This window comes from Anaerococcus sp. Marseille-P9784 (assembly GCF_902500265.1).
Lineage (GTDB): Bacteria > Bacillota > Clostridia > Tissierellales > Peptoniphilaceae > Anaerococcus.
Genome location: NZ_CABVOZ010000003.1, coordinates 437,501 through 454,553 on the forward strand (window position 1 = coordinate 437,501; position 17,053 = coordinate 454,553).

General features: G+C 29.1%; 17 protein-coding genes and 2 pseudogenes (1 of these 19 only partly in view). 2 read left to right on the forward strand and 17 right to left on the reverse strand.

What is annotated here, in order from left to right; genetic code table 11:
* From GAN53_RS08745 to GAN53_RS09780, 5 genes and pseudogenes are all read right to left on the reverse strand, one after another.
* Positions 1-18 carry the beginning of a hypothetical protein gene (locus GAN53_RS08745; protein ID WP_151410712.1) on the reverse strand. 879 nt of this gene lie to the left of the window's left edge, so 18 of the gene's 897 nt are visible here — the first part of the coding sequence; it begins with the start codon at positions 16-18; the stop codon falls past the left edge of the window.
* Positions 19-335: 317 nt separating this feature from the next.
* Positions 336-2,147 (reverse strand): hypothetical protein, encoded by a 1,812-nt coding sequence (locus tag GAN53_RS08750; protein WP_225791854.1) that lies wholly within the window; start codon positions 2,145-2,147, stop codon positions 336-338.
* Between the two features lie 84 nt (positions 2,148-2,231).
* Positions 2,232-2,405: a hypothetical protein gene (locus GAN53_RS09880; protein ID WP_225791855.1), complete on the reverse strand. Its 174-nt coding sequence runs from the start codon at positions 2,403-2,405 to the stop codon at positions 2,232-2,234.
* A 65-nt stretch (positions 2,406-2,470) separates the two neighbouring features.
* Positions 2,471-4,264 (reverse strand): annotated as a pseudogene (locus GAN53_RS08755) (oleate hydratase).
* Positions 4,265-4,363: 99 nt separating this feature from the next.
* Positions 4,364-4,681, reverse strand: coding sequence for a TetR-like C-terminal domain-containing protein (locus GAN53_RS09780; protein ID WP_225791856.1), 318 nt, complete (start codon positions 4,679-4,681; stop codon positions 4,364-4,366).
* Between the two features lie 30 nt (positions 4,682-4,711).
* Between GAN53_RS09780 and GAN53_RS08760 the strand changes: the two genes are divergently transcribed.
* On the forward strand, positions 4,712-5,251 hold the full coding sequence (locus GAN53_RS08760; protein ID WP_151409470.1) for a helix-turn-helix domain-containing protein: 540 nt from the start codon (positions 4,712-4,714) through the stop codon (positions 5,249-5,251).
* The gene (locus tag GAN53_RS08765) at positions 5,185-6,108 is read left to right on the forward strand and encodes an IS3 family transposase (RefSeq protein WP_151409469.1); all 924 of its coding nucleotides are present in this window, start codon (positions 5,185-5,187) and stop codon (positions 6,106-6,108) included. Before GAN53_RS08760 ends, GAN53_RS08765 begins: the two co-directional genes overlap by 67 nt.
* A gap of 36 nt (positions 6,109-6,144) precedes the next feature.
* Here GAN53_RS08765 and GAN53_RS08770 read toward each other — a convergent pair whose 3' ends face one another.
* The 12 genes and pseudogenes from GAN53_RS08770 to GAN53_RS08830 form a co-directional block, all read right to left on the reverse strand.
* Positions 6,145-6,438, reverse strand: a complete 294-nt coding sequence (locus GAN53_RS08770; protein WP_192574107.1) for a TetR/AcrR family transcriptional regulator — start codon at positions 6,436-6,438, stop codon at positions 6,145-6,147.
* Positions 6,439-6,630: 192 nt separating this feature from the next.
* Positions 6,631-7,782: an FRG domain-containing protein gene (locus GAN53_RS08775; RefSeq protein WP_151410713.1), complete on the reverse strand. Its 1,152-nt coding sequence runs from the start codon at positions 7,780-7,782 to the stop codon at positions 6,631-6,633.
* A complete protein-coding gene (locus GAN53_RS08780; protein ID WP_151410714.1) occupies positions 7,772-8,353 on the reverse strand; it encodes an ImmA/IrrE family metallo-endopeptidase in 582 nt (193 codons plus the stop codon). Before GAN53_RS08780 ends, GAN53_RS08775 begins: the two co-directional genes overlap by 11 nt.
* 88 nt (positions 8,354-8,441) lie before the next feature.
* Positions 8,442-9,440, reverse strand: a pseudogene (locus tag GAN53_RS08785) (recombinase family protein); the annotation flags it as partial.
* Between the two features lie 143 nt (positions 9,441-9,583).
* A complete protein-coding gene (locus GAN53_RS08790; protein ID WP_225791857.1) occupies positions 9,584-10,915 on the reverse strand; it encodes a hypothetical protein in 1,332 nt (443 codons plus the stop codon).
* Between the two features lie 16 nt (positions 10,916-10,931).
* Entirely contained in the window at positions 10,932-11,435 is a 504-nt protein-coding gene (locus GAN53_RS08795) for a hypothetical protein (protein WP_151410715.1), read from the reverse strand.
* Positions 11,436-11,451: 16 nt separating this feature from the next.
* The gene (locus tag GAN53_RS08800; protein WP_151410716.1) at positions 11,452-13,959 is read right to left on the reverse strand and encodes a DNA cytosine methyltransferase; all 2,508 of its coding nucleotides are present in this window, start codon (positions 13,957-13,959) and stop codon (positions 11,452-11,454) included.
* The gene (locus tag GAN53_RS08805) at positions 13,949-14,170 is read right to left on the reverse strand and encodes a helix-turn-helix domain-containing protein (RefSeq protein ID WP_070606340.1); all 222 of its coding nucleotides are present in this window, start codon (positions 14,168-14,170) and stop codon (positions 13,949-13,951) included. The genes GAN53_RS08800 and GAN53_RS08805 overlap by 11 nt, the downstream gene beginning before the upstream one ends.
* A 151-nt stretch (positions 14,171-14,321) precedes the next feature.
* Positions 14,322-14,504: a hypothetical protein gene (locus GAN53_RS09885; RefSeq protein ID WP_225791858.1), complete on the reverse strand. Its 183-nt coding sequence runs from the start codon at positions 14,502-14,504 to the stop codon at positions 14,322-14,324.
* A gap of 591 nt (positions 14,505-15,095) precedes the next feature.
* Positions 15,096-15,488, reverse strand: coding sequence for an HNH endonuclease (locus tag GAN53_RS08820; RefSeq protein ID WP_225791859.1), 393 nt, complete (start codon positions 15,486-15,488; stop codon positions 15,096-15,098).
* A 176-nt stretch (positions 15,489-15,664) separates the two neighbouring features.
* Complete coding sequence (locus tag GAN53_RS08825) at positions 15,665-16,222, reverse strand: hypothetical protein (protein WP_151410717.1); 558 nt, start codon at positions 16,220-16,222, stop codon at positions 15,665-15,667.
* Positions 16,185-17,012 carry a hypothetical protein gene (locus GAN53_RS08830; protein WP_151410718.1) on the reverse strand — a complete coding sequence of 276 codons (828 nt, stop codon included), beginning with the start codon at positions 17,010-17,012 and terminating at the stop codon, positions 16,185-16,187. The genes GAN53_RS08825 and GAN53_RS08830 overlap by 38 nt, the downstream gene beginning before the upstream one ends.
* Positions 17,013-17,053 lie beyond the last annotated feature (41 nt).

Below are 17,053 nucleotides of genomic sequence, written 5' to 3' on the forward strand. Positions count from 1 at the left end.
CTCTTCTAAAATTCTCATAAAATATGTTTTTTGATCTACACCAGATAATATAAAAAGGTTCTTTTCAATACATAAGTAACTTTTAAGGTAAGTATTAAGTTTATAGCTTCCCTCGATCTTTACCGGAATTTCATCTATTTTTGTTTCATATAGCTCTGGTGCATAAAGCCTATAATAAGGCAATAATTCATTAAGGATTTTATTTTCATCTTTTTCTAGTTCAGATAGTTTTTCTTTAAATCTCTCATCAATATAGCCTTCTTATAAAGTATAATTTAAGTCTTCTCTTAGATCTGTTAAATTTTCACTATATTTATTTTTGTTTATTGAAAATTTCATTTTCTGTTATTTTCCATGTCTATTATATAATCTATGAGATACTTTGAATGTTCTAGCTGATTTAATCTTTCATCTAATTGTTCATATTCTTCTACGGAAATTTTATTTTCCCCATTGTCAATAGCTTTTAGAAAATCAGGTAGTTCTTTTCTTTCTGGTGCTGGACCAAATATTATTTTTATTAGGTCTAGGTAACTTAGAGTTTCAATTTCTCCCCTGATATATTGGTAAGGCCTAGTCCTTAAATCATCATATTCTAGGACAACTTTTCCTAGATTTTCATTATTAATATCCCATCCTTCGGATTCTTTGAAAAATCCAAATCTTACTGCTTGGGATAAATTATACGCCTGGTCTTTTGGATTTGTTATTGAACTAATAAAACCATCCCATAGGGCTAAAGTTAAGTCTTTTTCTTCTCCTAAATTCCAATTATCTAATATTCTTAGAATATTCCTTAAGGATAATACTGATTCTTTAAGCTCAGGGGTTTCGTTAGTTGAATTTTCTTTACTAGTTGACAGCCACTTACCCATAAAGACTTCCTGACTCACCTTAGATAATTGAGCTAATCTAAATATTTCTTCTAAGCTTCTTGTAGGAGTTGGAATGTGCAAGTTTCCATTATTATCAGCAAGTCTAACCAGCAAAATCCTAAAAAGTTCATTTTTCTCTGGATTAGTTTGGTTTTTTAAAGATCCAACAGTATTTTGAGTTACATAATTATATTCTATTGTTAAAAAACGCGATTTAAAAGCAGGATTGAGTTCATTTGTACCTTCATAACTTACTAAGTCTGTTGATAAGTTTCCTGTACCAATTAGACCAAAGCCTTTTTTTATAGTCACTGGTCCAATTCCCGTAACGTAAGCTTTGGCTCCAAACTTGCTCTGTAGTATGTCATTAAGTCCTATTAAATTTTGCATAGCAATGGTATTTAGCTCATCAATTATGACAGGTCTACCATTTCTTACAGCTAATAATATTTCTCTTTCTATTTTTTTTACTACTGTTCCATAAATACTATTCCTAGCTATAAAGATTTCTGAAATACTATCCCAAACTTTGCTTTTTATTATTTCTTGCTTTTCTGGTTCAATATTTTCCAGTTGGTTTTTATGAGTTTTTAGCCAAGCAAAATATTGATCCACCACTTCATCGATTAACTCTAAATTAGTTTCATCGGAAGATGTTTTTTCTAACGATAGAGTTTTTTCTACAAACATATCTTCATAGGTTAGATTATATGAACCTGATATAAAATAAGGATATATTTTTTCAATTTCTACCTGATTGCCTTCTTTTAGTAAATTTTTATAATAATTTCTTCTATCTCTATTTAATTCACTAAATTTTTCTATAGCCTCATCTTCACTGGCATTTTGATTTTTCAAAAACCATTTTCCCATTTGATCTTCTAGCTCTTCTTGAATTATATTTTCTAATGTAAATTCAATTGCTGCTTCTCTTGCCATCTGAGTTTTTCCACTTCCTAGGTGGCCTATTATATATACGGGAGTTGATTGTTTTAAGGATTCTATTATTTTTCTCTTTGCCTGTATTACATATTCTACTTCTACAAGGTCTTGATTATATCCTGTTTGTGTATCATTAATTAGTTGCCTATGATAATAATATCTCCAGGCATCAGGAGAATTGTTTATTATTTCCCCAAGTTCTTTTGAATAAGAATTAATCTTATCTACCCTATATCTAGTAGCTTCGTTGCTCCCATAAAAATTGCTGTTATAATATTTTTGATTTCTTTTTCTCTCTACTTCTAAGAAGAATTTCTCATAGCTTATCAAATTTTCTAGTTCTTCTATTAATTTTTTTTGCTTATTCTCTTCATTTTTTAAATAATTTCTATATTCTTTTATTATTGCATTTTCTTACTTTGATTCTTCTCTTTTATTTTCTTCTTTCCTAAATCTTTTATAAAATTCTCCTAAAATTTCCAAGTCATTTTCTTCATTTGACCTAGATTCGCTTCTTAAAATATCTTCATATATGGATTCTATTTCTTCTAAAGTAGGCACAGCTTGATTATTCAAGTTGTTATTCATCATTGGTCTCCTTAATAAAAAATAATGGGACGATATATTATCGCCCCAAATTAGTTTATATATTATTAAATAATATTAAATTCTTTTAGCATCTCTTCCACATCAGTACCTTTGATTAGTTTTACAACTTTCATTTTTTGTAGTGGAGTAAGTGGAAGGTCTGGTTTTTTGCCATCTGATAGAGCGACCATTGCGTTTAGAAGATATCTTAAATCATATCGTGAAGCAAACACTTATGGAACAGCTTTTTCTACACCACAAAGTACATAAACTGCTTCCATTGCAGTTCTTCCAGAATATTCTGTAGTGAATACAGTATCTCTTCCTGGATCATCTAAAGTTTCTGCAAATTGTCCTAAGAAAGCAAAGTTAACTCCATCTTTTGGAACTACGTAAGGTCTGTCTCCGGATTTTCTTGGCATAAATTGAGATGTGATATAAGGCATCATAACAGGTACTGCTGTACAGGTTTCAGCAAGTGCATCAATTTCATTTACAGGAACACCGATGTGGTATAACCATTCTTTTGTAATTTCCTTACCTGTACAATCTCTCATTTTCTTCTTGATGTAGTCACCTTCAACATCTGTGAATAGACCGTAAACCCATACAGCAACATCATTTTCAGGTTGTTCTGAATATTGACCTTGTCTATTAATAGTCCAGCTCATTAACCAGCTTGAATCAACACAAGTTACAATACCACCTGTCACAGTTTTTCCACCATAAGGGCTTCTTTTTGTTATTTTTTCAATATATTTTGGAACTGAATCATCATGACAAGTTACTGTACAAGATTCCCAGTTACTTTTTTCTACATCTGAACAGAATACTTCAGGCTTTCCAAAATCATCTGATTTTTTAGCAATGTTTTTCCACATTTCCCAGCAACCAGTTTGTTCATCACTAAGTTCGGCTGGTGTATTATCATCACCATAGCTTGAATTTTCTGTCATTGATCCATTAGTGATAAAGACTAGGTCATTTTCTGTAAGATCAATAGACTTATCATTGCCATCTTTATCTTCAGCTATAATTTTTGTAGCAACTTTTTTATTTTCTGAAATATCAAAGTCAACATCTGTCACTTTTGTATTATATTGGAATTTACATCCATGATCTTCAAGGTATCTAACCATAGGTTTTACAATTGAATTGTATTGGTCATATCTTGTAAACCTAAGAGCTGATAGGTTTGTAAGACCTCCTACGTGGTGGATGAATCTGTTTAAGTATAGTTTCATTTCTAGGGCAGAATGCCAGTTTTCGAAGGCAAACATTGTTCTCCAAAGTGTCCAAAAGTCTGAATTTAAGAGTCCATCTGAGAACACATCTTCAATAGCTTTATCTTCAAGAATTTCATCTTGAGTCATAGTAAGTTCAGCTATTTCTTTAACCTGATCTTGCGTAAGATTAAATTTACCATCATCATAACGTTCACCTTGTTTATGAGTTATACGGCAATTACTATAGTTTGGATCATCGTAATTGGTATAAAAATAATCATCTAAAACACTCATTTCTGGATTTTCTAAGCTTGGAATAGAACTCCAAATATCCCATAGACATTCAAAATGTGCACCCGTTTCTCTACCACCACGAGCGACATAACCTCTTGTATCCATGTATTCACCATCAAGTGATCCACCAGGTATGTCTAATTGCTCTAAGAAAGTAATTTTATTACCCTCCATATGAGCATCTCTGATTAGAAAGCAAGCAGCAGTAAGTGAAGCAATACCTGTTCCTATTAAGTAAGCTGATTTTTCTTAGATTCCTTTAGGCTTTCTAGCCTTAACTAGTCTTTGAAAATCTCCATTAGTAAGTTTTAATCTTTTATCATGAGTTTTAAGTTCCATAACTTCTCCTTTAATAACTTATCATTATCATCTTATATTTATATTAAATCATGAAAAGAGAATGATTTCATCTACCAATATTAGTGGTTTGTGTAAATTTTACTCAATTAGAGTATTCTGAGTAAAGGTTTCTAGTTTTTCACTCCTTTTTAATGACAATAAAATATTACCATCCATTAATTTACCTATCCTATTAGTAATCACTACCGGATCAGTTTTCATATTTGTAGCTATCCATTGTATTAGTGCACTACTTAAGGCGCACTGATAAAAATAAGAAATTAGATTAATATCAATATCTTTTGCCCTAGTCTCCTTTGATATATGATTAACATATTTACTAATTACTTCACCCGCCATAGAAAAAACATATTTTTCTACATCAGCTTTATAGTCTGATTGTGAGCCGAACCCCAAAATCCGGAATACGGATGGAGGGGTTTTTTCATGCCAAAATATACAAAAGAATTTAAAATTAGATTAGTGCTAGAATACTTATCAGGTGAAACAGGTGGGCGACCTGCAATAGCAAACAAATATTACATACCTGATAGTACTCTAGAAAATTGGATTAACAAATATAACTCAGGAGGCTTTGATAACTTATCTAAAAAGCTAAACAATAATAAATACACTAGTGAATTTAAACTATCTGTAATACAATATAGGCAAATCAATAATCTATCATACAGAGAAACCGCAGAACATTTTGATATCAGCAATGGCTCAGTAATATTTAACTGGGAGAAAGCATATCAACAACGTGGTTTATCTGGGCTAGAAGATAATAGAGGAAGGCCTAATAAAGATATGTCTAAAGCAGATAAGAAATCTAAGAATCAAAAACCAATAGTAGAGACTGAAAGAGAAGAACTAATCAGACTTAGAGAAGAAAATAGACTTCTAAAAATGCAAATACTATTCGAAAAAAAGTTTCAAGCCTTGCTACTGGAAGAAGAAGCAGAAGCAAGGAAAAAACAAAGATAATACTAAGTCTTCTAGAAGAACACCCTGGTACAAAGATAAGTGAATGGATAACAGTAGCAAAACTTCCTAAATCATCATACTATGAGCGGAAGAGCAAATTAGAAAATCCAATAGACAAAGACAAAGAAATCAAAGAAGAAATCAAGTTAATAGTTAAAGCCAGCAAAGGAAGATATGGATACAGGAGAGTAAATACCGCCCTAAGAAACAAGGGTCTAATAGTAAACCATAAAAGAGTTCTAAGAATCATGAAACAAGAAGGACTCCTATGCACTAAATTTAAAACTAGATCAAGAAAATACTCATCCTACAAGGGACAGGTAGGCAAAGTAGCTCCTAATGTTGTAAATCGTAATTTTAAAGCCAGCAGACCAAATCAACTATGGCTAACAGATGTAACAGAATTTAGAATCAAGGGACGTGAAGAAAGACTATACCTATCACCAATACTAGATGTTTACAACAGTGAGATAATTAGCTATACACTAAGCCATCACCCAACTATTAAACTGACCAACTCAATGTTAGACAAAGCAATAAAAGGTATTAGTACTAAAGACAACTTAGTAATACACTCAGACCAGGGATTCCATTACCAACATAGCTCATGGTCTAGCAAGCTAAGAAAACTAAACATACGACAAAGTATGTCAAGAAAAGGGAATTGTCTAGACAATTCACCAATGGAAAACTTCTTTGGTCTACTCAAACAAGAAATGTACTACGGTGTAGAATTTAAGAATTATGAACAATTAAGAAAAGAAATAGAATCATACATCAAATGGTACAATGAAGACAGGATAAAGGCAAAATTAAACGGAATGTCCCCTGTTGATTACAGATTACATTCCGCTTAAAATATTATTAAGTTATTCCGTGTTTATGGGTGCAGCTCATTGATACATATGTCTTATAGCTTTTTCATTATCCAAGATAAATTTTGCAGCCAAAATAAAACTATCTTCCCAAGAGAGATTTTCGTTAAATTCTTCAATAACAATATCAAGCTCAGATTCAAATATTTCTCTTATTGATTGTTCCAAGTTTTCATAATGATAATAGAAGGTTTTTCTTTCTATCTGACATTTTTGAGCTAACTCAGTGACAGTTATGTTATCAAGTGTTTTTTCATCTAAAAGTATCATAAATTCTTTTTTTATCAGATCTTTAGTGTAGTTTTTACTCATATAATTACACCTTCCTTTTGATTAATTGCTCTTGGTAAGTAAGGCTATGGATTCCACGTGGCTTGAGAGTACAGTATGGATAAATTTTGAAATTTTTCAAAATCCTCGTATGTGGGAACATATCAAGCCTTTATAACTTAATGAAATGTTTACATTATTTTTGAAACGAATAATAAAAACCCAATAGTATGTTTATTTGTTACTATCGGGCTTCATCTCATCAGAAACAACTTTTTTTGTTGATTCTGATTGATACTTATTTGATAAATAATCAATTCTCTTCTCAAAATCTGGAAATAAATCTTCTTCAAAATAATAATATTCCCTCAATTTTCTTATTAATTCATCATGCATGAAATTTAAACAAAGAAGTTTAGATTCCTCTATTTTATTTTTTTCTTCTTCTAAGATTTTTAAATACTCTGATTTTTCTTCAATTATTTGAGCATCTCTTTTTTCGCCTGAAGACGAGTTTATTTCAGACGCCATTTCTTCCAGTTTATTTCTTTCTGACTGAATTTCATCTAATAGCTTTTCGGTAGAAAACTGCAATACAATCTTAACTAATGGAATCTTCTTTAATTTCTTTTTAAAACATAATTTATCAAAATTCAAAAATGCCCCTTTTTGAGCTATTATTCTTTCATTTATTTTATCTTTTCTAACTTCTGTAAACAGATAGTCGCTTCCACCATAATTTTCATCGATTTTAAACATAAATAAAGATGGTTCTTTATATTCATCAAATCTTCCAGATAGCATGAATAGAAGCGCAATATATGGATTGCTAGTTATGTCAAGAAGGCTCGTTTTTAATCCATAATGTTGCAATAATGATAGCTGATTTTCTCTTTCCTCTATACTTTCATCATTCTTTAGTTCTATATATTCAATCTTATCAGGAAATTCTTTAGATATTTTTCTATATAAATTTTCAAAATTTAACCTATATGAGTTTTGAATTGTACTCCTTAGTATCCCCGGTAATGGATCATGTTTGCTCGATTGCCCTCTAAAATAATTATATTTTATTTTATCATTTATGAAAAATTGGAACAGTTCCTTGTATAAATAAAAAATCTGCCAGTCTGTGGGATATTTATTCTTATTTATTGCTTCATTACAAATGTCTATAAATCGGCTTAATTTTTCTTTTCTTTCATCACTATCTGAAATATCTAGTTCCAATCCTACAATTTTATATAAACGCTCACCATTATCATTAGAAAGTATATTTTTAGTATATTTAATATTTATTACAGCTTCATCAAAAAAATTACCTTGCTTGTAGTTATCAAGGAGGTCATTATAAGATAGTTTGTCAACTTCTTGATTATTTTTCATCAACAAAAACTCCTAGATTTTTAATTCTATAATTTAAGGCTTGAGTTGATACTCCCATCTTATTAGAAGATAAATCAACCAATTGATTTATGTCATTTTCATCAAATTTTTGATGAATTGAAAATCCCAATTCTTGAATCGAATCTATTAATACCAGTTTCACTAATTTTTCAGGCATTATTAATTCCGCTGCAAATTTATTAGCAGCTACTTCATTCATTCTATCAATCGTATTTTTATATTTGGACACATCCGAAAATCTATATGATATACCTTTATGTCCTAAAATAATATGCCCTAATTCATGCGCAATAGTGAATCTCTGCCTATATTCTGGTTCAAACTGATTAACTGAAATTTCATTTTTAATATCTTCAGCATTAGTATCATTATTAACGCTAAACCCAGAGGACTCAACACAACTATATTCTATTAAAATGTCACAAATTTCAGCAATGGCTTTAACATCAATTTCAAATACATCTTCTTTTAACGTAAGTTTTGAAATTCCATCTTTATAGTTACCAAATTTATTTAAAAATTCATCAGTAAATATTTCATTATATAGCATGTCGCACCTCCTTTTTATATAATTATACCAGATAAACGATAAATTTAACATTTTACATTAAAAATTAAATCGTTAACTACATCTATGTTTATCTTTCAAGTTCTATGTTAATTCCTGATTTGAAAATTACTTTCAGTTTTTCTTCATAAACTATAATCTTCTCTATAAGTTTCCTTACCAAGTCTTCATCGTATCTTTCTATTTCTAATTCTTGATTGTCTAAAAACTCTTCTAATTCCTTTAACCTGCTTTGTTCATTCTTCTCCTCCGCTAAATCTAGAAGTATCTTTTCTTTTTCATTTCTTAATTCTTCAACCCTTTTTGCAAGGTCTGTGTAGTCTTTCTTGGCATTTGCAACTTTTAAAAGTTCTTCTTGCACTTTCAACATTTCTTTGTCTATTTCATCTATCTGGCTACTTCCATCACCTGTGATGGATTTTTCTATATTTTCTCTTATTATTTCTTTTAATTCACTGCTTTCAACTATAAGCCGATTGATGGATTCTACGACTGCTCCTTGTAGATCTGTCTCTTTTATGGTTCTTGCTTCACATGCTTCTGGTCCATGGGTTACTCTTGTACAACATCTCCAAACGGTATATTTCTTTCCCCTGTTGTTCCAAGCAATTCTCCTATAAATATCTCCGCATTTAGAACAATAGGCAATACTTGAAAGAGCATATTTGCTGGAATAGATTCTTCTCTTCCCTTTTCCACTTACCATATTAGCTCGTCTATCCATTTCTTCCTGGACTCTCATGAAGATTTCTTTTGGTATGATGGCTTCGTGGCTATTTTCTACATAGTATTGAGGTGCTATTCCATCATTCTTTACTCTTTTCTTATTTAGAAAATCCACTGTATAAGTCTTTTGTAATAGGGCATCTCCCATATATTTCTCATTAGTTAAAATTTGATTGAGGTTCGATACATGCCACTTCTTATTTCCCGCCCCATTTACTATCTTGTCTTTTTCAAGTCTTTCCTTTATATCTCGTAGGCTTGTTCCTTCCAAATATTCTCTGTAGATCCTTTTTATAATTTTTGCTTCTTCAGGAACAATGACAAGTTTTCCCTCTTTGTCTTTTACCAGCCGAAGTTTTAAGTTCTTTATCTAGTAAAAAGTATGCACCGTTATTAAAAAACAACTCTTCCTCCTAAATCATTGATTGATTCAAAAATATCGTTACAATAAATTAAATATATTCATATAGTTTAAACGCCTCTACTCTATATTTCATATTTTTCCTGATCTTCTGCTACCATTTTCAAACTATCTATATTACTTAAATAAATAGAATTTTTATCTAACCTATTGTCATCTATTAATTTATAATATTTGTTGTTACTAATATTGTCTATATAGTAATAGTCAATCTTTTCAATTATGCTTGCAAAGTCTAAATAACTTATAGAGCTGAAGTCTTCTGTTTCAAGACCAGCATTTAATACAAACTTATAGTCTTCAAAGTCATAGAACTTATCCTCTTTCTCAGAGGTTAAATCTAGATATATTTTAGTTGATTTTGCAATAAGACATATATATTGAAAATCTTTATCCACATATTGTGTTTTATTGTTAGGATGAGCCATAGAATAGTGTTGGTTTGGCGTTAGCATTATCAAGTTTTCAACATAATCTGCAATAGTTGGATAGTCTGATTGAGTAAAAATATGGTGTGCTTGAGTTGCATTTACCATCTCAGTTGATTGGTAGACTTCAGATTTTCCATTATAAATACTATCATTAAATTTACGCATTGCTTTTTTAGCCTTATTGACCGTGTAAGTAGCCATAGCTCTCGCTTGCAATTGTGCAACTGTTGGTTCATGTTCAGATCTAGTAATTGACTTATCTTTACCACTTAGCTCATCTCTCCAGTTAGCACGATTATATTGTAAATCACTTAATGTAATGGTGTTTTTTGAAATTCTACCTCTCTCGGTACCTTGTTTTTTTAATTTAAAAGCGAGAGGATTTATAACCTTTGTAAAAATCCTACCACACTCTGTTTCTCCATTTATTTTTGTATTGTTTATAGTGAATCTTATAAAGGTGTCCCTAACATCTTTATAAGACTCTTTAGTCTGTATTTTAAAGAACTCTTCAAAAGAATCCCATATTCCACTGTCTTTTAAAACCTTAGCTATATATTCATGCAAAAAGTTCAAAGCATTGGTCGGCCTTAAAGCAATTTTCTCTAATAACTCCCTATTATTTATAGAATAGTAATATCTGTTCTTCTCTTTTCTTACATCAAGAATCTTACTATAACCTAATAATTTTATTGGTTGTCCAAAATACTTGTCATATTCATTCCCAGCTTTTAATTCCGGATCAGGTTTTGAAAAAATAGAAATTACATTTTCTCTTGCATATTCACTATGCCATATATCAGAAACAGTAAATTCTTTCACTTCATTCTCATCCACATACTCTATTATGCAATCTGCAATTATTGAAACTACATCATAAGTGCATTTCTGATCAATCCATCTTGCATCACCAGTTTTTCTAACATCATAGTCATATTTATCTAAAAAATCAGTAAATAAATTCATATAGTTTTACCCATAATTATAAATCAAAACCATAATTAAATTGTTTTATAAGTATTTCTTTTTCCTTATCGCCATAGCCATTAATGTTTTTTAAAAACAACTCAAATATATTGTTATATTCTTGTGGATATACAGTGCTTATATAACTGCCTGAATTTACCACATTAAATCCATATTCATCAATTAAATGATTAATATAGTTGTTTGAATTTATTCTAAACGTAATATTTCCTACTCCCGAACTAGATGCTCTTTCAAAAATATTTAGTTCTTTTTTAAAATCATCACGACTTTTATAGCAATGAATTCTACATTCTTTTGCCCACGCTCCATCAATATAATTTCCTTCAATGTGAATGTTTATGCTTTCATCAAATTTAGACTTACCTTCTCCATAGCCTTTATAATGTCTCAAATTTGATAAGAATCCCAACGTCTTAGAGTACTCCTCGATATTAAAAAATAATATTCCTGAATTTCCCCATCTAGGATTATCTGTAGTAAAATCTAATTCAATCATATGTATTACTCCTTTTTTATATTTTTCTCCCAAACCAAAATACACTTGTTTTGTCAATGTTTAATGATCGTGTTTGCTTATTTCTTGCTATTTTATAAAATTCCCTGTACTCATCTGTTGAGAAATATGTCATTTGTTCATCATTAAGATGTTCATTATTTTTTGGTATTAATAATGCAATAGATCCATTTACAACATATCCTTTTTCTTTTTTCATTACTCTCGGCTTATATGTCATGTTAGGTGTCATATATACATCATCTCTATCCAAAAATTTTTTTACTGAAAGATTTTCTAACTCTTCTAAGCTTATATAAGAAGCATAAGAATCAATATTTATTATTTCACTTCCGTCATCGCTAATATTTCTAGATTTTAATACTCTTACATATTCATTAGAATCTTGCATATTTTCCAATGTAGAATTCTTAGTTGTAATCTGCCTATCTCTAAATACATCAAATATATTAAATTCCATATTTTCAAATATATTATCAAAAAACTCGTTCCTATAAATCACCCAATAAGGAAGTTTTTCGTCTGAAATATAAGATAACTTTTGTTTGAAAATAGTACTATCAGTAATTGATTTTACTATTGTATTTTGTCTTTTTATCCTTGTATCTACCATCAAGTTTATTGTTTCAACAAGAACACCCTTAAAACCTAACTCCCCAAAGTCATGTATATAGTCTATAGAATTCTCTTTTAACAAATTCCTTGTTTCTATAAACTCAGGTGTATTTAAGATGTTTTTAGGTAATATCAATGAAACATAATCAGAAATTCTTATTGCCTTTTCTAAAAACATTTCAGCTAAATTCTTAGTATACTTATTATAATTATTTTCTAAATATTTCTTTAATATTTTGCCACTAACTTTAGCAAAGGGAGGATTTCCGATCACTAAATCTATATTTAGATTATTAAAATCATAGCTTAAAAAATCATCACAAATATAGCTAACATTAAAGTTGTCTGGAACATTATTTAATGATTCTAAAATTCTTAATATATCCCCATCTATATCAATTAATATAAGATTTACTCGCTTTTTATCTTCATACTTTTTATAAAGAAGTTTCAAGAAGTTTCCAGCACCAACTGATGGTTCTACTATAGTTATTTCATCTTTTTCAAATTCTGGCAAATCCTCAATTATATGTTCTACTATAAATCTATTCGTATAAAAAGCTGAATGTGTTTGCCTTTTAGTATTTGCCATTTCTATTATTCTTAAAATTGTTGATTTTGTATATGTGTCTATATTATATTTTAAAAAATCAGTTAGATTGCTAATATCTTCTAATTTTTTGTCATCTATAACATCCAAAATCTCCCTATCTTTCAAGCTTTTTCTAAAAATATTTTCCTTTACCTTTTTAGCTATTTGCCTAAAAATGCTTGTAGGAACAGCCTCTCCTATACTTTGTCTAATATTCATTTCAGTCTTCTTAGACATTTTTTTCTTATCTTCAATACTTAATGAATTTAATGTATCTAAAGATTCCTCTGTCCATTTAAAATCACTTGGTATTGTCATCATTTTCATAAGTTCTCTAATAGAGAAAACTCTGTCATCGATAGGATGAACTGTGTTTTGACTAGCCAATTGATCATTTCTTGTGTGTATACATGGAGCTACTTTATTGAATTCTTGCCTTGTATATTTATCAGCGTTTTTAGCTTTGTTAAATACAATTTCTCCATCTATAACTCTATGAGGTATCTTCTCAGGATCATTGTTATCAAACGCTCCCTCTCCAGGTTTAAGATCTGATATCCATTTTCTCATTCTTTTAGGATATTCTCTAAAACTATGAAAAAAGTCATCGTCATCGTATTCTCCCCAACTTAAACTTTTCATATCACCTACAACTTCAAACAAAGTTTTTTCTTTTTGATAATCTGGATATAGTTCTATAGGTACTACAATATCAGACAAATCCTTTCTAACACCAATAACTAATGTTCTTGTCCTTGATGAATTTGATCCATAGTTTTTAAAATTTATTACTCGCTTAGAAATTAAATAATTATTTGAAAGTTTACTTTCAATCATTTCGCCTATTGGTAGAATCGTTCCATCTTTTAAAGTACAACCTGTTTTCCAAAATGTAGCAACATTTTCAAAAATAAAAAATCTAGGATTAATGTCTTTAACAATCTCTACACTTTCAACTATTAAACTATTTCTTTGTAAATCGCTCTTATTTTTCTTGTGATTAGCTACACTCATTCCCTGACATGGTGGAGTTGCAATAATAACATCAATGTTGTCATTACCAAGCTTTTCCCATTTTTTTATTTCATCTGAAATTTTATTTTTAGTTTCCTGCTTCTGAATATCTCCGCTTATATATCCACTATCGAATTTGCACTTTTTATTTATTCTCTGGATTTCTAAACGTCTATCAATAATTTCATTAGTTGCTACACATTCAAATCCCTCTTGTTTAAATCCATAGCAACCAACTCCTGCTGATGAAAATAAAGAAATATAAGTAAGAGCATTATTTATCATTTATTTTAACTCCATTTTTATATTCAATAATATCTCCAATATCGCATTGAAAATACTCACAAATCTTTCCTAATGTTTCCAAACTTACATTTTCGTCTCTTCCCATTTTTGCTATTGTCTTGGGGGTTGTTGCTATTGCACATTGTAAGTCTGTTTTTTTCATATTTTTATCTATTAATAACTTCCATAATTTATTATATGAAAATCCCATATCATTCTCCAATTCTATATTTTACCTTTCTAAATGTATAGATTAACTACCTAATTATAACATATAACACTGATTCTTTTCAATTATACGATTTACTGCTTTAAAACGAGTAAAAAATAACCTCAGAATCTAATCTGAGGCATTATTTTTCTTAAATCATTCCAAAATACTCTAAAGCATTTTCTATTGCTTTTTCTTTTTCTTCTGGACAATTTGGTACTCTTTGATTTTCTTTCTTGCTAATAATGTAGTTTTCCCTTTCTATTAGACCACATTCCCTTTTTACTTGTGCAATATATAGGCTTGAAACTTTTAACCCGTATTTATCTAACACATACTTTTTAATTTCTCCATAAGTTGCCTCTTTTGAAAAGTCAATTTCTGATAATTCATCTTACCCTATTTCTATATCTAAATGATGTTCTGTATTTAGTTTGGACAATAGAACTACCGTCTCCACGTGGCTCGAGTGGTCAGTATGGATAAAATTTGAGATTTTTCAAAAGCCTCGTATGTGGGAATATATCTATATAAATTTTTGATAGTAAATTTATTCTAAAATATTACTCACAATTTGCCTTCTATGAATATATTTGCCTTCTATGAATATATTTGCCTTTATACATAGAGTAGTCAAAATCTGACTTAATCGGTCTTGAATCATACCTATTATTATCAGCTCTCATTTTACATTTTTTCTATGTTATTCAATTTAAGCTCAAAACGCAAATTTATTCAGAGTATTTGTTATTAATTATTATATTAATTTATAAGATATTTTAGTTTTTTAATCAATTTCATACTTTTTTTTCAATTTTTTAATTAAAATTCTCATTAGTCCAGCTATAGTTGAAGAGTTTAAATACATTTGTCCAAAATGATGCGTAGCATAGCTATCTATATCTTCTCCTAAAATTTCTTTAGCTTATTTCTTGGTTATAAATTGATTAAATATGGCAATGTCATCTTTAAAATTACTTTTATAGATTCTCTCATATTCTTCCAAGCCTCGGTTTATCCAAAATGTATCATAGTAGGGTTCCTTATATGCTTCAAGCCAATCCCACATAATTTCAGGATCATAAACATTAGGGTTTTCTAAATGGCATCTTTTACAAAGTAAAACATAATTCGATGGAATATCTTCACCACCCAAGGATCTTGGAATTATATGACATCTCTCTAGCCTTCTTTTTGATCCACATCTCCAACATCTTTCTAATGCTTCCGATGCATCAACACTTAAGTTGCTTTCATCAATTCTAGAAAACCAATAATCACATATTTCTTCTTTCATTGTTTTAATTTCTTTAGTCATCTTTTCTCCCAATTATTTACATGTTACTTTAAATTTACAATTATATTCCATATTAATCTTCTAGAAATATTTTCGTATTTAAGTCTTTTTTCCACTTCATATGATAATATTATATGATAAATTTTATTTTAAGCCCTATATCTAGCATTAATCAATATTTGTTTAGCTTATAATGTCTAAACTAAATTCCTAGCTAAAACAATATCACTTTTATCTTGATATATTGGTATGCAATTAATATCTAGTAATTCATTTATTAAGTATAGTCTATCTGATTTGTTAATATCTAAAATCAAAGCCTTGGATATAAAAAGCAATGTCCCTGTACCTATTATTTGTAATTTCTCTATTGTTTTTGCTAAAAAGTATTTAATCATTTGTGTTTTCTCATAAAAATCCTTCGGCTCATCTATTAGATTAAAATCATCTATTATAGCAACGGAGCCTATTCCTCCAACTTCATTACAATAAACGTTATAAGCACTTGCCACATATTCTAAATCACCAGAAATATTATCAGCTAATAGTAACATATCTTCAATATTATAAACACTAAAGATATAAAAGGTTATACTAGCTATAAACTTTTTAACTTCTACCTCGTCTTGCCATAAATATTTAAAAAAATCTATTCTTCCAAACATAATATCATCATATTCACAATCAGACGTTAAAAAAATTTCAAAATCAATTATCTCATACTTTTGAGAAAATTGATTGGATTGATATGTCATCTAAACCTCCATATTCTGGTAAAATCAATACTTTAATGTACTCAGCAATAATATCTTGATTAAGAATTTCTCCTTTAATAGCAATATGACTTAAATCGTCTATATATTCAGATTCTTTTTCAAACTCTATTTCTTTCTGTAAATCAAACTTGTTTAACAAGTTTATTTTTTCTACATTTATTGATTTCTCTTTATAAAGATATGAAACAAATTTTGATTCTACAAAAGCTGTAACATACAAATGAGGAAAGTACATATTATTCTTTTCTTCTATAATATATTCAAATAAAATTTTATTATTATTGCTAGTAATGCTAATATATTCTGTAAATTGATTAAGAATATTAGCTGTATTCCTAATATAATTCCATATATATTCTGATAAAGATAAGCAATCTTCAACTGAAGGTGGAGATTGATTTTCATGTTCTATAAGATTTCTAAGATTAAGATACTTATTTAATGTCAGTGTTTTTATAATTTCAAAATATTCTAGATCCCCTAAAAAATCTTTTGTTTTCTTTTTAGAACTGTATTTTATATTGTCAATCCCTAAATTTTTTCTTAACTCCATTGACGTTACATTAAAGGCTCTTTTTAGAGATAAGAATCCCTGATTTAGTTTTTCTTTATTATCATTACAATTTAATATAGTATTATTTGCTTCATTCCATATTTCATAAGCACTATTTAACCCATAAATTTTACCAACATTTACAACCCTACCAATAATACAATCTTCAATAATCTTTGAATCTATCCATACATTTTCTAAAAAACTGCCTTCCATATTCACTTCCTACTTAAATAAAAATTTTTATAGTTGTTTTA

What these genes read in the sequence shown, in the direction of transcription:
- GAN53_RS08800 (WP_151410716.1), bottom strand. Translation starts at nt 13,959, where the DNA reads ATGATAAATAATGCTCTTACTTATATTTCTTTATTTTCATCAGCAGGA.
- GAN53_RS08825 (WP_151410717.1), bottom strand. Translation starts at nt 16,222, where the DNA reads ATGACATATCAATCCAATCAATTTTCTCAAAAGTATGAGATAATTGAT.
- GAN53_RS09880 (WP_225791855.1), bottom strand. Translation starts at nt 2,405, where the DNA reads ATGAATAACAACTTGAATAATCAAGCTGTGCCTACTTTAGAAGAAATA.
- GAN53_RS08770 (WP_192574107.1), bottom strand. Translation starts at nt 6,438, where the DNA reads ATGAGTAAAAACTACACTAAAGATCTGATAAAAAAAGAATTTATGATA.
- GAN53_RS08820 (WP_225791859.1), bottom strand. Translation starts at nt 15,488, where the DNA reads ATGACTAAAGAAATTAAAACAATGAAAGAAGAAATATGTGATTATTGG.
- GAN53_RS08775 (WP_151410713.1), bottom strand. Translation starts at nt 7,782, where the DNA reads ATGAAAAATAATCAAGAAGTTGACAAACTATCTTATAATGACCTCCTT.
- GAN53_RS08790 (WP_225791857.1), bottom strand. Translation starts at nt 10,915, where the DNA reads ATGAATTTATTTACTGATTTTTTAGATAAATATGACTATGATGTTAGA.
- GAN53_RS08780 (WP_151410714.1), bottom strand. Translation starts at nt 8,353, where the DNA reads ATGCTATATAATGAAATATTTACTGATGAATTTTTAAATAAATTTGGT.
- GAN53_RS08795 (WP_151410715.1), bottom strand. Translation starts at nt 11,435, where the DNA reads ATGATTGAATTAGATTTTACTACAGATAATCCTAGATGGGGAAATTCA.
- GAN53_RS08760 (WP_151409470.1), top strand. Translation starts at nt 4,712, where the DNA reads ATGCCAAAATATACAAAAGAATTTAAAATTAGATTAGTGCTAGAATAC.
- GAN53_RS08830 (WP_151410718.1), bottom strand. Translation starts at nt 17,012, where the DNA reads ATGGAAGGCAGTTTTTTAGAAAATGTATGGATAGATTCAAAGATTATT.
- GAN53_RS08805 (WP_070606340.1), bottom strand. Translation starts at nt 14,170, where the DNA reads ATGGGATTTTCATATAATAAATTATGGAAGTTATTAATAGATAAAAAT.